The sequence below is a fragment of the Cupriavidus sp. a3 genome, from assembly GCF_051015765.1.
GTDB lineage: Bacteria > Pseudomonadota > Gammaproteobacteria > Burkholderiales > Burkholderiaceae > Cupriavidus > Cupriavidus oxalaticus_A.
In genome coordinates, this window is the sequence record NZ_CP170643.1 from 2,683,558 (window position 1) to 2,700,688 (window position 17,131).

A 17,131-nucleotide genomic window follows, 5' to 3' on the forward strand; every position below is an offset into this window, starting at 1 on the left:
GTACGCTCCGCGCAAGGCGTCGAATCAGCCTGCAGAGCGATAGCGCTGCATCAACTCCGGCATCGTCGAGGGTTCGGTACCCGGGAGGCCAGCGGCCTGGTGGAGGCGGAAAGCTTGCGTCACATCGCACTCGACGGGAAACACCGGGACACCTTGCGCCAGCATCCAGATCAGGTGGTGGGCGCCCTTGTCGACCACGGCAAACCGATAGGTCTGCGCCCCTTGCAGATCCTGTGGGCGCCGTCGCAGGCGCCGAACATCCTGCACGCGCTCTGCCATATGGCGCAGGCATTGAACCTGCGGAAGTGGGATCGGCATCCGTGCAGAGTCACGGCATTGCGCGGCGGCTTCTGTGAGTTTTGGGTCGGCGAGCCAAGTAAATGGAGGCTCTTCCAGGAATTGCCGATACTGGAATCCCGGCTCTTGTTGCCAAAGCGTCATGAACCGAGAAGCCTCGACGAACACGACGGCGCGGGCGGCATCCTGGGAAGGGGCTTGGCCCCGCCAGCCGCAGAACAATTTCGCCCGCGCTCGTGCTAGGCAGGCGGAACAAGAGGGCCGGCACGGCGCTGCTCGTATCCGTCCCGATGTCCAGCGAGGCTTGTGGGCCGCCAAGGGGCTGGGCTTGTACGGTCGCGTCCGGCAACCGGTGGGGAACTGCCGGAGCCGATACCGTGCTTCTTGCACGACCGCTTCGTCTTTCGAGAACAGGTTCTTGCATGATAGTTGCGCGGAGGGATGACACAGGCAATTACAGCGTGATGACGTTCATCGAGGAAGCCGTCTCTGGGGCTACCTGATGAATCACCTTTCCCGCCAGCGCGGTCTGTTTCAGATCGGCCACCACCTCAGCAGCACCGCCATAGGGCGCGATCAAGTCGATCAGGATCACCTTGTCGCCCGATTTCCAGTCGCCGGGGGCGAGGTGGAATGGCGGCCTGACAAATCGCTCTACCACTGTCTCGGACAGGTAAGCCCATGTCACGAACGCGGTAGGCATGTCGCCCTTCATGTAGAGCTTGGCCTGCTCCAGCACGAGCGGCGGCATGACACGCCATTCCAGGTCGGCGAAGAAGGCATGCCGAGTCGATGGATTGTTCATCATCAGCCAGGAGACAGGCCCCAGCAGGGGGATCTTCTTGATGACGCGCTGAGCCTGCTCGGCGGCGAACTTTGCCAGTTGCTCGGTGTTCGTAGGGGTTGTCATTGGGTTCTCACTTGCGGTGATTGGGTGGCGTTCGATGCGGCTGGCATGGCCGGCACCGCGGGTGTGGTTTGACTGGCATCCTCGGTCAGCAAGGCATTGACGGCAATGACGTCGCCTTCTGCCAGCGTGCCAGCGGCCGATTTCAGGCGTAGCCCCTGCAGGATGGTGTCGTAGCGCGCCTTGGCCAGGTCGCGCTGTGCGGCGAAAAGCTGCTGCTCGGCATTGAGCACGTCGATATTGACGCGCGTGCCGATTCGGTAGCCGATCTTGTTGGCATTCACTGCATCCAGGCTCGAGGTGACCGCCGAGGTCAGCGCCGCCAACTGCGACAGGCCGCTGGTAACGCCGCCGAAGGCCTGCCGCGCCAGCGTGGCCGCCTGGCGCCGCGCCGCCTCCAGTTCCGCGCGGCTCTTGTATTGGTTGGCAATGGCTTCCGACACCCGGGAATTGACCGCGCCGCCCTGGTAGATGGGAATGGTCAGCTGCAGGCCGATGGTGCCGGATTTGACCCGATTCTCGATGTCGGCCGGCGAGGTCATGGACCCCGACGTGTAGTTCCGGCCATAGCCGGCGGTGAAATCGAGCGTCGGCAGGTGGGCCGCCCGGTTCTTTGACACTTCCTTCTCGGCCACTTCCACCGCAGCCAACTGCGTGCGCACCGCAGGGTTGTTCTCGCGCGCGTTGCCCATCCACGCGCCAACGTCTGCCGGCTCGGGTGCGGGCAGGCTTACATTGGCCCGGAGGCCAGCCAGCGGGTCGGGCAGTGCCCCAATCAGCTTTTCCAGTTCTGCCTGCCGGGATTCCTGATCGTTCAGCGCCTGCACCAGTTGAGACCGGCCAAGATCATGCCGGGACTGCGCCTCGTACACGTCGGTGATGGTTGCCTCGCCCACGTCGTAGCGGCGCTTGGCCAGCACACGCTGCTGCTCCACCGCACGCAGCTGCGCCTTGGCGACCGTTACGCTGTCGCGTGCGGTCAGCACGTCAAAGTACGCCTGAGCCGTGCGCAGGAGCAGGTCGCTCTCGGCCTGCGCAAACTGGGCCTCGGCCTGTTCGACCTGCGCGCCAGCTTGCGCGACGCCGATCCAGCTGGCGACGCGCACGACTGGCTGCGACAGCTGCAGGTTCCACGCCCAGCTATTGACGTTCCGGTCTTGATAGGGGCTGCCGGCAAAACTCGCTTGCCCGTTCTGGCGGCCGCCGTTGCCATTCAGGTTGACGGTCGGCAGCACGCCGGCCCGAGCCTGCGGCAGCTTCTCGCGCCCAGCTTCCAACGCATAGCGGGCCGCCTCAAAAGTCGGATCGCCACTTTGGGCAAGGCGGTAAGCCGCCACCAGATCGATGGCGTGGCCATGCGGCATGGCCATGCCCGCCAGCACGGCCATGGCGGCGGTGGCAATGTGGGAAATTCGTACCATTACCGCTCCCGCAGGGCCTCGTCCTTGTAGCGCAGCAGCGGCGACAGGAAGTAGGAGATCATGCGGCGCTCATCGACCCGGATGTCCGCCGTTACGCTCATGCCGGGCGTGAGCGTGCCCTTGCGGCCGTTGACCGAATTTGGCGTGGCCTGTTCCGCCAGCCGGATGCGCACCGGGTAGATGGGCCCGAGCTTCTGGTCGTTGACGGCATCGGTGCCGACCCACTGCACCTGGCCCTCGATGTAGCCGAAGCGGGTGAAATCGAACGTTTCAACCTTGGTGATAACCCGCTGCCCGGGCTTCACGTAGCCGATGTCCTTATTTTGGACCTGGGCATCGACCTCCAGAGCTGTATTCTCGGGCACCACGGTGGCGACCGGCTGCGCCTGGGTGACCACGCCGCCGACGGTCGTGACCGCCAGCTGCTGGACCACGCCATCAATGGGCGCCCGAAGGATCTGCAGGTCCCGGCGCTGCCGGGCCTTGACCAGTTCCAGCTCGGCGGTCGCCGCCTTGCGGCTTTGTTCCGCCAGCTCGGCAGAATGGCGGGCCGTGAACTCGGCCACTGCCTGCGCCCGCTGTTGATGGGCCGCGTTCAGACCTGCACCGGCTTCCGCCAACCGGTTGGTCTGCAGGGCCAGCTCCTTCTTGAGATTGATCAGTTCGAGCCGCGTCTCGATCAGGCCCGTCTCGGCAATATGACCGGTCTTGACCAGCTCCTCGCGCATGTCATTCTTCTTCGTGACCAGCGGCAGGCTTTCCCGGATCTGCTCGAGGCTGGCGGCGGCGCCGTCGCGGTCGGCACGTTTGCGCGCGATCTCAGCATCAAGCGCCGCCATCTTGGCGCGGTGCTCGGCCAGGGCGCTGGTGAGCAGCGCCCGCTGCGTGCGGGCGATATCGTCCGGCAGCCCCTCTATTGGCCGCATGGTGGCCTTGCCATCCAGCAGCGCTGTCAGCCGCTGCACCTCCGCCTCAGCTTCCCAGTGGTCGCGCTGCAGGCGATCTCGGTCAGCCGCAGTCGTGGTCGGGTCCAGTTCGATCAGGACATCGCCGGCCTTGACCTTCTGGCCATCGCGCACATAGATCTGGCGCACGACGCCGGCTTCGAGTGGCTGTACCACCTTGGACTTGCCCGAGGGGATGATCTTGCCTTGTGCGGACACGACCACGTCCATCCTGGCGAACACGGCGTAGGCCAGCGCGATGGCGGCCATGCCGCAAACCATCAGGGAAATCTTGCCGGCCTTTCCCGCCGGACGGCGGTTACGCACGCCGCTGGCGGCGCGCTCGAAATCGTCCAGCACCGGGTTCGGTGCGAGCTGGTTGTCAGACATGGAACTCTCCGGCGTCGGGCAACGCCTGCGCGGCTTTGTGGTTGAGGGAAGGGGATGGCTTGCTGAGCGCTTCCAGCGCCCGCGACGCTTCAAAGAGCGAGCGGTAGCGCCCAGGCTTGTCGATCAGGGTTGTGTGATGGCCGGATTCGACCAGCTTGCCGTTCTCCAGCACCAGGATGCGGTCGGCCATGCGCAGCGTCGTCAGGCGGTGAGCCGCAATGAACACGGTGCGGCCCTTGCAAATCTGGCGCAGGTTGTTGTGAATCACCTGTTCGGATTCGTAATCGAGGCTGGCAGTGGCCTCGTCCAGCAGCAGGATGCGCGGATCGGTGGCAAGCGCCCGCGCAATGGCAATGCGGGAGCGCTGGCCGCCCGACAGCAGGCAGCCGCGCTCGCCGATCACCGTGCCGTAGCCTTGCGGCAGCAAGTTGATGAATTCGTGTGCCCCGGCCAACTGCGCAACGGCCATCACTTCTTCGAAAGTCAGGCTGGGCTGGCCAAGCGCAATGTTCTCTTGCGCCGTCAGGTTGAAGAGCGCCGCGTCCTGCGCCACCACGCCAACCTGCGAGCGCAGCCACTGCGGGTCAGCCGAGGCCAGATCGATGCCATCCACCAGCACCCGCCCGGACTGCGGCGTATAGAGACGCTGGAGCAGACGCATGAGGGTGGTCTTGCCCGCCCCGGATATGCCCACCACGCCAATGATCTCGCCGGCTTTTACCCTGAAGCTCACATCGGACAGGACGGTTGGACCGTTCTCGTGATACTGGAAGCTCACGTTGTCAAACGTGACTTCGCCAACGATGGGCGCACGCCTGTCACCGCCTGCAGTGGCGGCTTCGGGCTGCGCATCCATGATCTCCGCCAGGCGCTTGACCGAGACACGCATCTGCGTGAACTCCTGCCACAAGGACGACAGCTTGAGAATCGGCGCGTTGACCCGGCCCGACAGCATGTTGAAGGCGATCAGCCCCCCGACGGTCAGGTTGCCGTCGATGACCTGCATGGCGCCGACGCCAAGCAGAATGACGGTCAGCAGCTTGCTGGCAGTCTGGATCACAAGGTTGGTCCAGTTGGCGGTATGCCCCGACTCGAAGGCCGAGGTCACATAGCGGGCCAGGCGCTTTTCCCAGAGGCGTCGCCAGCTTGACTCGACGGCCTGGCCCTTGAGGGTTTCCATGGCGCCCAGGGTTTCGGCCAGGAAGCTCTGGTTCTCCGCACCGAGGGCGAACTTGTCTTCCAGCTTCTTGCGCAGCAGCGGGCTGACCAGATACGACGCGCCAAAGAAGATCGGCAGGAACGCCAGTACGATGAAGGTCAGCAGCGGGCTGTAGTAGAACATCACCGCCAGGTAGACCACGGCGAACAGCAGGTCCAGCCACGCGGTCAGCGCCTGCCCGGTCAGGAAGTTGCGCGCCGACTCGAGCTCGCGTACGCGGGCGATGATCTCGCCCGAATTTCGGCTGTTGAAGAACGACATCGGCAGGCGCATCAGGTGCGCGAAGAGCCGTGCCCCCAGTTCCACGTCCACCCGGTTGGTCGTATGCGAGAACAGGTATTGCCGCGCGCCAGACAGCACCATCTCGAAGACGGCCACGCCGGCCAGCGCGATCAGCATGACGACGAGCGTGGCCTGGCTGCGATGGGTGAGTACCTTGTCGATCACCACCTGAAAGGCCAGCGGCGTCATCAGTGCGAAAATCTGCACGAAGAAGGTCGCCAGCAGTACCTGCGCCATCTCGGCCTTGTACTTCGACAGGGCATGCCAGAACCAGGCGAAGCCAAATTTATGGCTTGTCGGATCAATCCTGGCCACCACCGCTTCGGTGCTGAGGATGCCGCTGACCCAGGTGCCGGAGAACTCGCGGGCAAAGTCCCCCATCTTGACCAGATCGGGCTTGTCATCCCCCGCACGCTGGATCATCAGGTGGTCCCCTTGCGCATTGCCCACCACCACGGCGAGGCCGGACCGGTCCAGAGCGATCACCGGCAGCGTCGTCTTCGCCAGTTGCGCGACCGTACCACGATGTGTGTGGGTCTCGAATTGCAATTCGCGCAGCGCATGATCGATGGATTGGGCGGCGCCTTCGACGCCCTCGCCAAACTCACGCCATTGCTGCTCGATCCGGGCTCCTGCGGCCACCTCTTGCAGTCTTGCGAAGAAGGCGACGGCCCGCGTGTTGCGCGCTGGCGTTGAGGCGGACTGAGGGGCCGCAGAGGAGGAAACGGTATTGTTGGACAAAAAAGCGCTCCCTGCGGCATAGGCGCGATGCGCCATGCCGGCCTGGTTGATGCAATGAGAATGAAGCGGGATCAGCTCTGGTAGCTGGCCCCCATAGAGAGGTCGTTCAAGCCCGCTTGAGCGGCGCTGGCAATGATTTCCTCCGGCGTGGGCTCGTGCGGCGGTACATAGCCGAACTGCTGCCCCTCGCGCGGCGGTGCGGTATTGCTCCCTTGCGTGAACAGCAGTAGCGCCCGGCACAAGGCAGCCTCGCTGGCCCAACCCGGTGGCGGCGATGCCTCGGAATCTGGTTGCACGAGGGGCGTCTCAGCCAGCGCGGCTTGCGCCACCACGTCGGCAGTGAACGCCGCGTCATCTGTCTGCGCCTCCGGCACGATGCCTGCATGGATCTCCTCCAGGTACAGCGCGAAGCTGGGCAGCGGCACGTCCTTGCCCGCGAACATGACGTCGGCAGCTTCGCTCTTGCTGCCGTCGGTGTGCGTCACATCGACGGTGCCGAATACCACGTTGCCGTGGTCGAGGTGCGCTTCGCCCTTGCGATCCAGGCCAATCGAGGCAATGCCGGCCTCGTCCAGAGATTTGTGCTCGGCCTGGGTGAAGTCACCATTGCCGTCCGCGTCCACCACCACCTTGAACTGGCTCCAGGCGGCGTCCTCGTTGGTGATCCTGCCGTCGTGGTTGCTGTCGAAGGCAGCCAGCGCCTCCACATCGGTCTTGGCGCCAGGTGCGAAATTGGTCAGCCGGGTCTCCTCGACGGAAATCCTGCCGTCGCCGTCGGCATCGAAGCCCAGCACGCCATCGGTCGCCGCAGCCCAGCCGATCTGCTCGGTCTGGCCATCGTGGTTGACGTCCGCCTTGACGTTGGACTGGTCGGCTGCGATCAACTCTGTCCCGTTGCCTTTCAGATCCAGCACGATCGGGGTGAAACCGCCGCTGGCGTTGGTGCCCTTGTGCGTGGCGTTGACAACCACATCGGTGACGGCTCCCTGGGCATCCTGGATGCGGATGGTGAAATTGTCCGCGCCGTTGTAGGGGTCACCGCGATGGCTGAGGTATTGCCAATAGTTGGGGCTGTCGATCAGATGCTGGGCCAGCCAGGGGTGGCCTTGATAGTCAGGCGTAAAGGTGTCGACGTATGCATTGCCGTACGCATGCCCATGCTGCGGTCCTTGAGCAATCGATATGACGATGGCTGCCGAATTGCCGTCCGGGTCATAGGCGACGATGCGGCCCATCTGCCGCGCGGGGTCATCGGCAGGCCCAACATAGACCGGCATGTCGACCCCGCCGGAATTCAGTTGCATGACGCTGTCGACCTGACTCAGTTCGAGCGGCTTGAGCATGCCATTCTGGTACTGGGCCGGCGTGTAGCGCGCCCCGCCGGCGTCGTACAACTGGCCTTGCGCGGACAGGGACCTGGCCAGCCCCTCATCGTAGAGCGGCTGGAAGTAGTTCGTGGCCCGCTCGTGGTTTTCATCGTAGGCAGCCCAGATTGGCCCGCCGCCGTCGACGGGGGCTTCTGTGCCAATTTGCGGCGCCGGGCCGTAGTAATAGCCGAAAACCGGCCGGCCGTACTCGATGGCCTCGATCACAGGGGCATCGTTGACCGACGCCACATTCAGGTAAGCCGTCGCCCAGGTCTGGCCGCCGTACGGGTCGGTGACCAGGTACTGGAACGACGCCTGCCCATAGAAATCGGTGTTCGGGGTGAAGCGTACCTGGCCGTCGGACTGGATCTCGACCGTACCGTGCTGGGCGTTGGCCACTTGCGTGACCGTCAGTGCATCACCATCCGGGTCCGAGTCATTGCTGAGGAACTGTGCGGTGTTGATGATGAACGGCGTGTCTTCGTAGCCCGAGAAGCCATCATCCACGGCGACCGGCGTGGTGTTGATTTTCTCCAGGTTGACCGTTGTGGTCGCCGTGGCGAAGCCGCCGGCGCCGTCGGCAATCGTGTAGGTGAAGTGGCCCTGCGCGCCGGGATAGCCGCCATAGCCTGGCTCGGGCAGGAACGTGACCGAACCGTCCGCGTTCAGGCGTACCGTGCCGTGTTCGGCATCGGACACGCCCACGATACGCAGGTCCGCGTGCGGGTTATCGATGTCGAAGTCATCGGCCAGCAGCGCCGCCGCCGTCATGGTGATGGCCACGCCCTTGCGGCCGTCGACAATGTTGTCGTTGGCAATCGGGGCGTCGTTGACCGGCACCACGTGGATGGTAGCGGTCGCGGTCGAAGTCGCTCCGGCGGCATCGCTCACCTCATAGGTGAAGGTCGCATCGCCAAAGAAATCTTGGTCCGGCACGAAGCGGATGGTGCCGTCCGAATTCAGCGATACCGTGCCATGCGTGGCACCGTTGACACGGGTGATCGTCAGCGCCTCGTGTGGATCGTCCACGTCCGAATCGTTGGCCAGCAGTGCCGCCGCCTCGATGGTCAGCGCCATGTCCTCCGTGCCGGCGATCACGTCGTCGCGCAGGCGCGGCGCGTCGTTGACCGGCGCCAGGTCGATATCGACGCGCGCGGTGGTGGTGGCGCCGTGGGGGTCCGAGACGGTGTACTTGAAGCTGGCCGGCCCGAAGTAGTCGGCTTCCGGGATGAAGCTGACCGAGCCGTCCGCATTCAGCCGCACCTCGCCGTGCTGGGCGTTGCCGACCGCCACCAGCGTGAGGGAGGGTTGCGCATCGTCCACGTCGCGGTCATTGGCCAGCAGGCTGGCCGCCGTGAAGGTGGGCGCCTCGTCTTCGTTGCCGCTGAACTGTTCGCCGGTCACAATGGGCGCGTCGTTGACCGGCGCCAGGTCGACCGTCGCCATGGCCTCGGTGTAACCACCCGCGCCGTCGTAGACCGTGTAGAAGAAGGTGGCCGTGCCGTAGAAGTCCTGCTCGGGGACGAAGCGTATTTGCCCGTCCGGCATCAGCTCGACCGTGCCGTGCTGGCCATTGCGCACTGAGAAGACCGTCAGGTTCGAGTGCGGGTTGTCCACGTCGGTCTCGTTTGCCAGCAGCGTTGCCTGCTCGATCAGCAGGACTGTGTCCTCGTCGGTGGCAATGGTCTCGCCGGCGACCACCGGGGCGTCATTGACCGGGCGAATCTCCAGGTTGACAGTGGCCGGCGTCAGGCCGCCATTGCCGTCGGAGACCCAATAGACGAAGCTGGCCGGGCCGAAGTAGTCGCGGTCTGGCAGGAAGCGCACATTGCCATCGGCATCGAGCCTGACCAGCCCATGCTGGGCATGCGAGACGCGCAGGATGCTCAGCACATCGCCGACCGTCGGCGTATCCACATCGAAATCATTGGCCAGCAGTTGTGCGGACGAGAGCAGAATGCCTACGTCCTCGTCCATCGCCACGTTCTCGCCCGCCGTGACCGGCACATCATTGACCGGGGCAACGTCCAGATAGACGCGGCCCAGCGATTGCAGGCCGTACTGGTCCTCGACCACGTAACGGAACAGCGTCGGTCCCCAGTAGTCGGAGTCGGGCGTGAACACCACGCGCTGGCTGCCGTCTGCCTGGATCACGATGGCGACCTTGCCATGCTCGGCGCCGAATACCTCGACCAGGCGCAGCGGCTGGGTGGTGGCATTCCGGGTGGTGTCGTTCGCCAGCAGTACCAAGGCGTCGAAGGCATAGCGGGTGTCCTCGACCCCGCCCACGCGCTCATCCAACACGTCGGGCGGGGCCAGACGCACGTCCTCGCCGTTGGGGCCGGCTATGATCCGCTCCGGCAGCGGACTGGTGCTCGCCGTACCGGACTTGGCCCCGTCCTGAGTGTCGTCGTGCGCCACCGTCTCGATCCGGCTCGGCGCCACTTCCACCGTCAGGACTTCAGCCGGGCCGGAACTGGCGGGGCGGCGGCTCGGTGGCAGTGAATCCACCGGCGGCGCCACGAACAGGGGCGGCGTGGCCGGGGCCGGCGATGCATCCGTTGCATCGGTCGTGCCGGGCACGCGGCTGACAGTGTTGTTGCCGCTCGCATCGACGGCCAGCGGAGCGCCCGGCTCAGCGCCGCCCGCAGCCTCGGCTCCCGTGACGCCGGCCACCATGCCGATGCCCACGCCGACCAGTGCGCCGGCGCCAGCGAACGGGCTGTCCGCGCTCTTGATCCACTCGTCCCGAATCGCGGCATAGGCATCCGTCGGGTTCGTCGGCGCCGCGCTGGTGACGCGGCCATCGTTCGGCCGGACGGACTCGGTGCGTTGCGGTGGCTTGCCGTTGTTGGCATCGCCCTTGGAGGTCAGGCGGCCATCGGCGGCGTCGACGTTCGTGGCCTTGGTCTCGCCTGACGTGAGCCCCTCGCCATCGGTCACGCGAATGTCGTCGGCGGCAATGACCGCCTCGGCCAGGGTCTGCTCATGCTGCTTGTCGCTGGCGCTGCGGATCGTGGTGTCGCCTGCCTCGACGCGCATTTGGCCGCTGGCGTCCGCGGCTGCCTCGCCACCGTGGGTATGGCCGGCTTCGCCAGTGTAGTCGTGCGTGACGACGGCATTCAGGACCGTCTCGCCGCCTTCCTTCGCGTGCAGCATGCCGGCAAAAGCGTCCAGGTCGCCGTCGCCATCCGTGTCCGCGAACGCCGCCTGATAGGCGTCGCCGCGCACGTCTGCCGTCAGGTGCTGCTCGGTGACCGTCATGACACTGCCGTCTGCGGCGCGCAGCACCGGTGGCGTGCTGGTGAAATCCAGGCTGGCGATCCCGCGGTCAAGGAACGAGGCGAACTCGCCCTTGTCCGTCTGGCCATTGCGGTTCACGTCCAGCCAGATACCGAGCGCGGCAAAGGCCGGGTCGGAGGCGTCCAGCCTGCCGTCGTGGTTGATGTCCAGCCACTGCAGGCTGTTGCGGGCATGGGCGGCCGCCGCATCGGGGTCATTGGTCAGAATCTCATTCTGGCCGATAACCCCGTCGCCATTCGCATCGATGGAGAGAATGCCCTGGTTGGCGTTGATCCAGTCGGTTTGCTCGATGTAGCCATCCAGATCGACGTTCTTGCCGATCCGGCTAGCGCTTACGCTCGCGGGCAGTTCCGGCTTCAGATCGACCGTCAGCGCCGTGAAATGCTGGCGGATGCCGTCGGCGTCCTGCTCGGGCATGCCCGCCGCGGCGTCGGGACTCTGCCAATCCTGATTGTGCAACTGTTGCGCGACACGCGCCCGGTTCTCGTCAATGCCGCCCGTGCCCGGCGGCGTCAGCGCCCCGTGTTCGTTCATGGCGGCGAGCACCGTCTCGGCCTCCCAGGCCGGCACCACGGCTTCGAACGCATGGGCCAGGAACTCCTGCATCAGCGTTGCCTGGCCTTCCTGACCACGGCTACCGGCGCCATCGAAGTAGCGCGTCTGCGCCTGACCGCTTTCGTCAATCCATTTCAGGTACAGGTGGCCGGGTGCGCCACCGCCATCGCTGGCGATATTGCCCAGGTAGCTATCCGGATCGTAGGCGTAGCCAATCGTCGGCAGGCGCTGCGGAATGATGGCGTAGAGCGGGTTGCCATTGGCGTCGACCTGTGTGGCAAGCGACTGCTGCAGGGCATCCACCAGGCTTTGCAGCATCTTGGTCGGCGTATCCCCGCCTTGCTCGGTATCGACGGTGGTCAGCACATGGATGCTGCCATCCGGGTTCCACACGGCCGTCGCCTCGCCCTCGAGCGTCGGGATATCGTCGTCGGTAAAAGCCGCGCCAATCATCGCTACCGCCATTGCGGCGAAAGCCAGCGGTGGAGCGTAGGACGAGTATGCTGCGTACCCCATGTATCCCGCCATGGCGCTCGCTGCCGCAGCAGTGCTGAGCGTGGCGCTGGCAATCTGATAACCGTTGCCACCCTCGATTGCCATCACCAGCGACACGATGCTCGCAGCCAGGGCCAGACCGCCTGCCACCTGGCCCATTGTCCCGGCGACGTCCAAGAGGTTGGCCGCCCCAGCAGCCCCTTCCTGGAACAGGGTAAGCCCTTGATCCTTGAGGATGTTGGCGTAGAGCATCGCTGCCTGGCTACCCAGGTTCAGACCGGATGCCGCAATACCCAGGCCGTCGCCATCCTGGATGGCGTTGAACAGGTTCAGACCGGCGGCGAGTACGTTCAGTCCGGCCCCAATGCCATCTGGCAGCAAATGCACATCGCTGCGCAGCCCGTCCAGATTTGCCAGCATGGCGGCGCTGGCTGCCGCAATGGCCGCCGTGTCGCCGGACTCGATGGCCTGAACCAGCGACAGCATGCTTTGCACGCTGCCGAGCACCGCAGTGGCGGTGACTGGTGACTCCGGTGCCGGCGTAACAGTGGGTGGCGTCTCCGGTGTCGCGGAGATTTCACCGGGTGACAAGCCATCTGCCGTTGGGGCGGCTACGTTAAGACGGCCATCCGCCTGAACCGAGACTACCTCACCATGGAGTCCAGTCAGGCGAACATCGCTGCCATCGATGGATACCGTGGCGAACACCTTCTGCTGTCCATCGACCAGAACCCGCGTGCCGTCATCCAGGGTGTAAAGGGAAACGTCCTTGCCGTAGAGACGCTCGATGGCGCTTTGCCAGTTCGCTGTTCGTTCAGCGAAGGCCTGTCTCTGGGCAAGAATTGCCTCCTCGGTCGGTGTCGCGCCGTCAGAAGTAACGCCGCCATTGTCGACTAGCGGAATACGGTCTCCGCCGAGTGCCGCAAGCGCATTGCCGACACCGGCTGTGCCGGTAGCATCCGAGAACAGCTTGTCGAAGACCTGCTTGAACTGGTCCTCGACTTCATTGCGGATTTGCTGGAGTGTATTGACTGCATCCACCCCAATCGAATCAAGGAAGCCTACCTTATCCAACTGGGTGACAGCGTCGAGAAGATTCTGAAGCTCTTTTCCCGATGTCACGCCGGGGGCCTTATCCAGCCAGTCCTTGGCCATGGCGCGGATGGAGGGATCAGGCGACGCTGATGCCCCATACATGACCCCGAGCGTGTAGAGGTTCGCTGCTAATGCGTCCCCGTAGGCACCGCCCGTGTCGCGCAGCATATTCCAGAACTGCTCCACTTTGGCCGGGCCGCCCATCTTTTCCATTACTCGGAATGGGGCATCAAGCGTCCAGGCTTCGGGAGGGAGACCATTCTTCTCGAAAACTTTGCTGTGAAAACCCCAAACCTCATTACTATTGATATCCCTACTAACAGGTTGAGTTCCCCCCTTTGTCTGCTCGTGTAGCGTATCAAGATAGCCCCGAGCCATACCGAATTTAATTTGGTTAACTTGGGCTTAGTCTAGCGGTTTGCCTAACTCTTTTGCGGTGTTACTCATATAGGTCAGCGCCGATGCTCCTGCAATTGTATTTGCATTTGCAACGCCGCCGGCCCATCCCGCATATTTATAGCCATAGCTTTCAAGTTGGCGATAAACTTGATCTGGCGTAAGCTTTCCAGCTTCGAATTGGGAGCGAATCTGAGTGAGGGTCTGCGCGGATATTGGTGTTGGCATGAATATCTCTTATTTTCCCAATTTATCGCTCGTCTCGGCGGATCGTGCCTGGAAGCTAAGAATTAGTTTTCGAACCCCTTGCTCGTACTTCATCCATTGGCTAAGCGTGCGAGCATCGTATTGCAGAGATGCCTCGGCCTTTAGTGAGGGGTAAAGAGAAAATTGATGAGTGCATACATTACGCGGGCTTTCCTCAAAGGGCTCGATGTTTGCACTGCACTCAATGAAGGTGATATTATTCCCGTCCTTTGTAAAGAAGAATAGACGCTCCCTCTCCATGACTGATCCACCAGGGTAATAAACCAATTTCTGGGATCGATACTCGACCAGTCCATATAATGTTTCTGATTGCCGCTCGTAAAGTCGATTACGGAATTTACTCAAGCCATCGATCTTTGATTTTTGGTTAAATAGATCGCCATCGAGTAATTGCTGGTTGGTCAGATACATGGCGCTGCTTGCTCTGACCCCGATCGGGAGCCACTCCTCCGGCCCTTCAATTGATTTCTGCGCTCGGTAGTAGCTAGCCTCATTCTCGGCAGTCCTCGGCGCAAAATCCGGCAAATGCACCATCAGCGGTAACGAGTTGATCTTTGAGGCGAAGGTGCGGACTGGCGGCTTCCACTTGCGGCGTTCCGGGTCGAACAAGCTAGGATCGCCGTCGTATTCGGTCACGAGGTGGGTGTAGTTGACAGGAACAGAAACCGGCACACCCCCGAGGTCGCCAATAATGGGATCATCCCCCTTGGGGAGATCAAAGGGGCCGGCCCACGAGGCCGTTCGGGTGCCAACTACTACCGTCGCAGCCACTACGAACAGTACAGCAAGAGCGGCAAACAGCGGGCGCCTGAACCTCGCTCGCTTCGTTGATGAATGACTCCACATGCTGCATCGCCTCATTGTTTTTTTTCATGCCGACGGCAACTGCTATGCCGCACAGGGACACCACACGACAGCGTTTCGAATCTGTTGCTCGCTACCTTGTGTTTGCGAGGCGTATTTCGAAACGGCCATATATTGAGGATCTCCCAAGCTCATGGAAAATCCAGGTCGACAAGCAACCCCTCGAAGTGAGGTGTCAGATTGCTTGTTTGTTACACCAACTTCCGGCCCGAATGACTTCCCCTCGCAAGTTGCCGTTGCGGGCTTCGGTTGCGTGTTTGCGCACCCAACAATCATGGACGCACTTGCAATAAACGCTACCGTCTTACGCGGACTCCCTGACGGTGTTGATCCTCACGCATGACCAAGGCCTAGCAGGTTACCCCAAGGAAAGGCCGGGGATACGGCGCAGCCGGGGATACGGCGCAGCCGGGGCGAAAACTTTGCCAAGTCCCACAGCTTCTCCATGGTCCCATGCACCCCTGCATGCCCAGTGGCGTTCGGGGGCTTCGCCCGGATATCGATGGACCGGCTGAAAATTCGCATACTGCATAACTCCATATTCTCGTTTTCACGCAAAGCAACATCGTTGTGTTGCCCACGGCCATTGGTGCTCCATTGCGACTCCACACCATGCGCGCACTGGAGCATACCGATACCATCGTCAAATAGACATCAGACGATTCCGAATCTGTATTCAGAAATTTTGATATCAGAAATAAGGATGGTTATTCGCGGTATGGACTCGCACTCGGCCACTTTCGCCGATTCTGCACCATAGCGAGATCGCCTTCCGCCTGCAATAGAACTTCGGCGAGTTCACAACATTTAACGTTTATTCACTTTTCCATGGCGCGGGTGGCTGTTATCCCGCCACTCACCGGAAACGTGGGCGCGACGATTTACGTGGAGATTCGTTGGGAGGCCCATGGTTCTGCCCGACACCCGGTCAACTTCGTTAGCCGATCCGTCGCGGTTGGCTGGACGCGGGTTGGCTGGCCAGCTCGGGGGAATATCCAGAGCGCCAGCTCGCCTGAGGTACGTACTCAATTCACGGTGGAGCGCGCTTGGCATGGGAGCTCCCTGGCGGAGTCGCTAGGCCATAGCGCAGCGTATCCTCTTTGTCGTAGCGAACGAACGCTGGCCCTCCAAATTTTGGATTTGTGGGTCCAGAATGGCTTTCAATAATTTTTCTCTATTGAATGGGCTCCCCTCTTTGAGGGCATCATCCGAAATGAAAAATTGGCTACTTGCTGTAACACCGACCGGCAACCATTCATGCGGATCGTCTATGGCAGGGGTTTTGAAGTAGCTCGATTCGTTTTCCGCAGTCCTCGGCGCAAAATCTGGCAAGTGCACCATCAGCGGCAACGAATTGATCTTTGAGGTGAAGGTGCGAACTGGCGCGGATCTTGTCCGAGAACGATTCTGGCAGTTCGACAAGGTATGCAAATTCGCTTAGCTGACGTCCGTTATTGGTCCGGGATCGGTCTCCGAGCTTATCGAAGGAAATCACAAACTTCCGCACATCCTGGGCTTCCCTCCTTGGATTGGTGAACATGCCGGTACTGCCTTCGACGGCCAGGTAGTCGATGCCTTCGAAGACGCGGACGAAGTAGGTCTGCTCATGCAGGGTCGTGATCGGCCAGACGATCTTGCCGTCCTTGATCCCAGAGATGCCGATCTGAGATAGCTCAAAAGCCTTTACCGGTATTTCGCGTTTGGGTTTTGGTGCATCCTTACGCAGCGCTTCCGAGAGTCGTTTTGACGATCTCGCTATCATGTATGCGGAGGGCAACGATGGTACCATTGCAATGGATGTATCGATCGCCATTGGCAGTGGTGTACCGGACTTGAAATAGAGTTCAAAGCGCAAGGACTTCGGGAAGCCGCACCGTTCCTCAACACCGTTGTAGCTACAGCGCTCCTCGTCGCGATTCTCCGAGACCGTGAAGGCGACGGCTTCCGCGCCCTTGAGGTCCTTGCTGACAAACTCCTGGGGTATGCAGTAGCGTTCAGCAAACTCCGGCGTTACGACCCACAGGAAGTGATCCTTGGTGTAGACGCCCTTGCCAGGCCGCGGCCCGGTGTAGTAGCCGTCCGGGCAGTGCTGGTATTTGGCTTTGATCTCGGCTTCATTGAGACGCTGAAACGGCTCCTTGCCGGCATCCTGAGCCGCCACGCTTGTGCTGATGGCCGTCACCGCGAAGCCAAGGGCTGCCATACACATTGCAGCGCGACGCCAATGAACTTGGAATGCACTGCTGAAAACTCCCATGCTGCTTAATTCCCTATTCTTGTTTTTGCTGAGCGGCATCGTTGTGTCGCTATGGGCGCGGGACAATCCACTGGGAAGCCCTTGCGTGCCGGGTCGGGATGGAGCGTATCCATGCCATCGCCAAAAAACCATCGGACGTTTCCTAATTTATATTCAGGAATTCAAACACCAGATATAAGCGCGACTTTGCACGATTCAGATTCGCGCTCGGCCCGCTTGGCGATTCGGCACCGTAACGGACCCTCATTGCGGCCGCAATAGAGATTTGGTGAATTCACAACATTTAACGTTTATTCACTTTTCTTGCGCCAGGGGTGGCATCCACGGAAAC

At 62.2% G+C, this 17,131-nt stretch carries 9 protein-coding genes; all 9 read right to left on the reverse strand.

What is annotated here, in order from left to right; translation table 11 throughout:
• Positions 1-24: 24 nt before the first annotated feature.
• Positions 25-441, reverse strand: coding sequence for a plasmid fertility inhibition factor family protein (locus tag ACAD63_RS12995; protein WP_195432277.1), 417 nt, complete (start codon positions 439-441; stop codon positions 25-27).
• A 310-nt stretch (positions 442-751) separates the two neighbouring features.
• Positions 752-1,207 carry a toxin-activating lysine-acyltransferase gene (locus ACAD63_RS13000; protein ID WP_135705207.1) on the reverse strand — a complete coding sequence of 152 codons (456 nt, stop codon included), beginning with the start codon at positions 1,205-1,207 and terminating at the stop codon, positions 752-754.
• Positions 1,204-2,625 (reverse strand): TolC family outer membrane protein, encoded by a 1,422-nt coding sequence (locus ACAD63_RS13005; RefSeq protein ID WP_434032787.1) that lies wholly within the window; start codon positions 2,623-2,625, stop codon positions 1,204-1,206. The genes ACAD63_RS13000 and ACAD63_RS13005 overlap by 4 nt, the downstream gene beginning before the upstream one ends.
• Positions 2,625-3,959 (reverse strand): HlyD family type I secretion periplasmic adaptor subunit, encoded by a 1,335-nt coding sequence (locus ACAD63_RS13010; protein ID WP_135705205.1) that lies wholly within the window; start codon positions 3,957-3,959, stop codon positions 2,625-2,627. Before ACAD63_RS13010 ends, ACAD63_RS13005 begins: the two co-directional genes overlap by 1 nt.
• On the reverse strand, positions 3,952-6,237 hold the full coding sequence (locus ACAD63_RS13015; protein ID WP_434033988.1) for a peptidase domain-containing ABC transporter: 2,286 nt from the start codon (positions 6,235-6,237) through the stop codon (positions 3,952-3,954). The genes ACAD63_RS13010 and ACAD63_RS13015 overlap by 8 nt, the downstream gene beginning before the upstream one ends.
• A gap of 35 nt (positions 6,238-6,272) precedes the next feature.
• A complete protein-coding gene (locus ACAD63_RS13020) occupies positions 6,273-13,229 on the reverse strand; it encodes a tandem-95 repeat protein (protein ID WP_434032788.1) in 6,957 nt (2,318 codons plus the stop codon).
• Positions 13,230-13,421: 192 nt separating this feature from the next.
• Positions 13,422-13,640, reverse strand: a complete 219-nt coding sequence (locus tag ACAD63_RS13025; RefSeq protein WP_434032789.1) for a hypothetical protein — start codon at positions 13,638-13,640, stop codon at positions 13,422-13,424.
• Between the two features lie 9 nt (positions 13,641-13,649).
• Positions 13,650-14,525 carry a hypothetical protein gene (locus ACAD63_RS13030; protein ID WP_195432275.1) on the reverse strand — a complete coding sequence of 292 codons (876 nt, stop codon included), beginning with the start codon at positions 14,523-14,525 and terminating at the stop codon, positions 13,650-13,652.
• A gap of 1,273 nt (positions 14,526-15,798) precedes the next feature.
• Positions 15,799-16,839, reverse strand: coding sequence for a hypothetical protein (locus ACAD63_RS13035; protein WP_434032790.1), 1,041 nt, complete (start codon positions 16,837-16,839; stop codon positions 15,799-15,801).
• Between the last annotated feature and the right edge of the window lie 292 nt (positions 16,840-17,131).

Coding starts and splice junctions, on each gene's coding strand:
- ACAD63_RS12995 (WP_195432277.1), bottom strand. CDS start 441: ATGACGCTTTGGCAACAAGAGCCGGGATTCCAGTATCGGCAATTCCTG.
- ACAD63_RS13000 (WP_135705207.1), bottom strand. CDS start 1,207: ATGACAACCCCTACGAACACCGAGCAACTGGCAAAGTTCGCCGCCGAG.
- ACAD63_RS13005 (WP_434032787.1), bottom strand. CDS start 2,625: ATGGTACGAATTTCCCACATTGCCACCGCCGCCATGGCCGTGCTGGCG.
- ACAD63_RS13010 (WP_135705205.1), bottom strand. CDS start 3,959: ATGTCTGACAACCAGCTCGCACCGAACCCGGTGCTGGACGATTTCGAG.
- ACAD63_RS13015 (WP_434033988.1), bottom strand. CDS start 6,237: ATGGCGCATCGCGCCTATGCCGCAGGGAGCGCTTTTTTGTCCAACAAT.
- ACAD63_RS13020 (WP_434032788.1), bottom strand. CDS start 13,229: ATGGAAAAGATGGGCGGCCCGGCCAAAGTGGAGCAGTTCTGGAATATG.
- ACAD63_RS13025 (WP_434032789.1), bottom strand. CDS start 13,640: ATGCCAACACCAATATCCGCGCAGACCCTCACTCAGATTCGCTCCCAA.
- ACAD63_RS13030 (WP_195432275.1), bottom strand. CDS start 14,525: ATGTGGAGTCATTCATCAACGAAGCGAGCGAGGTTCAGGCGCCCGCTG.
- ACAD63_RS13035 (WP_434032790.1), bottom strand. CDS start 16,839: ATGCCGCTCAGCAAAAACAAGAATAGGGAATTAAGCAGCATGGGAGTT.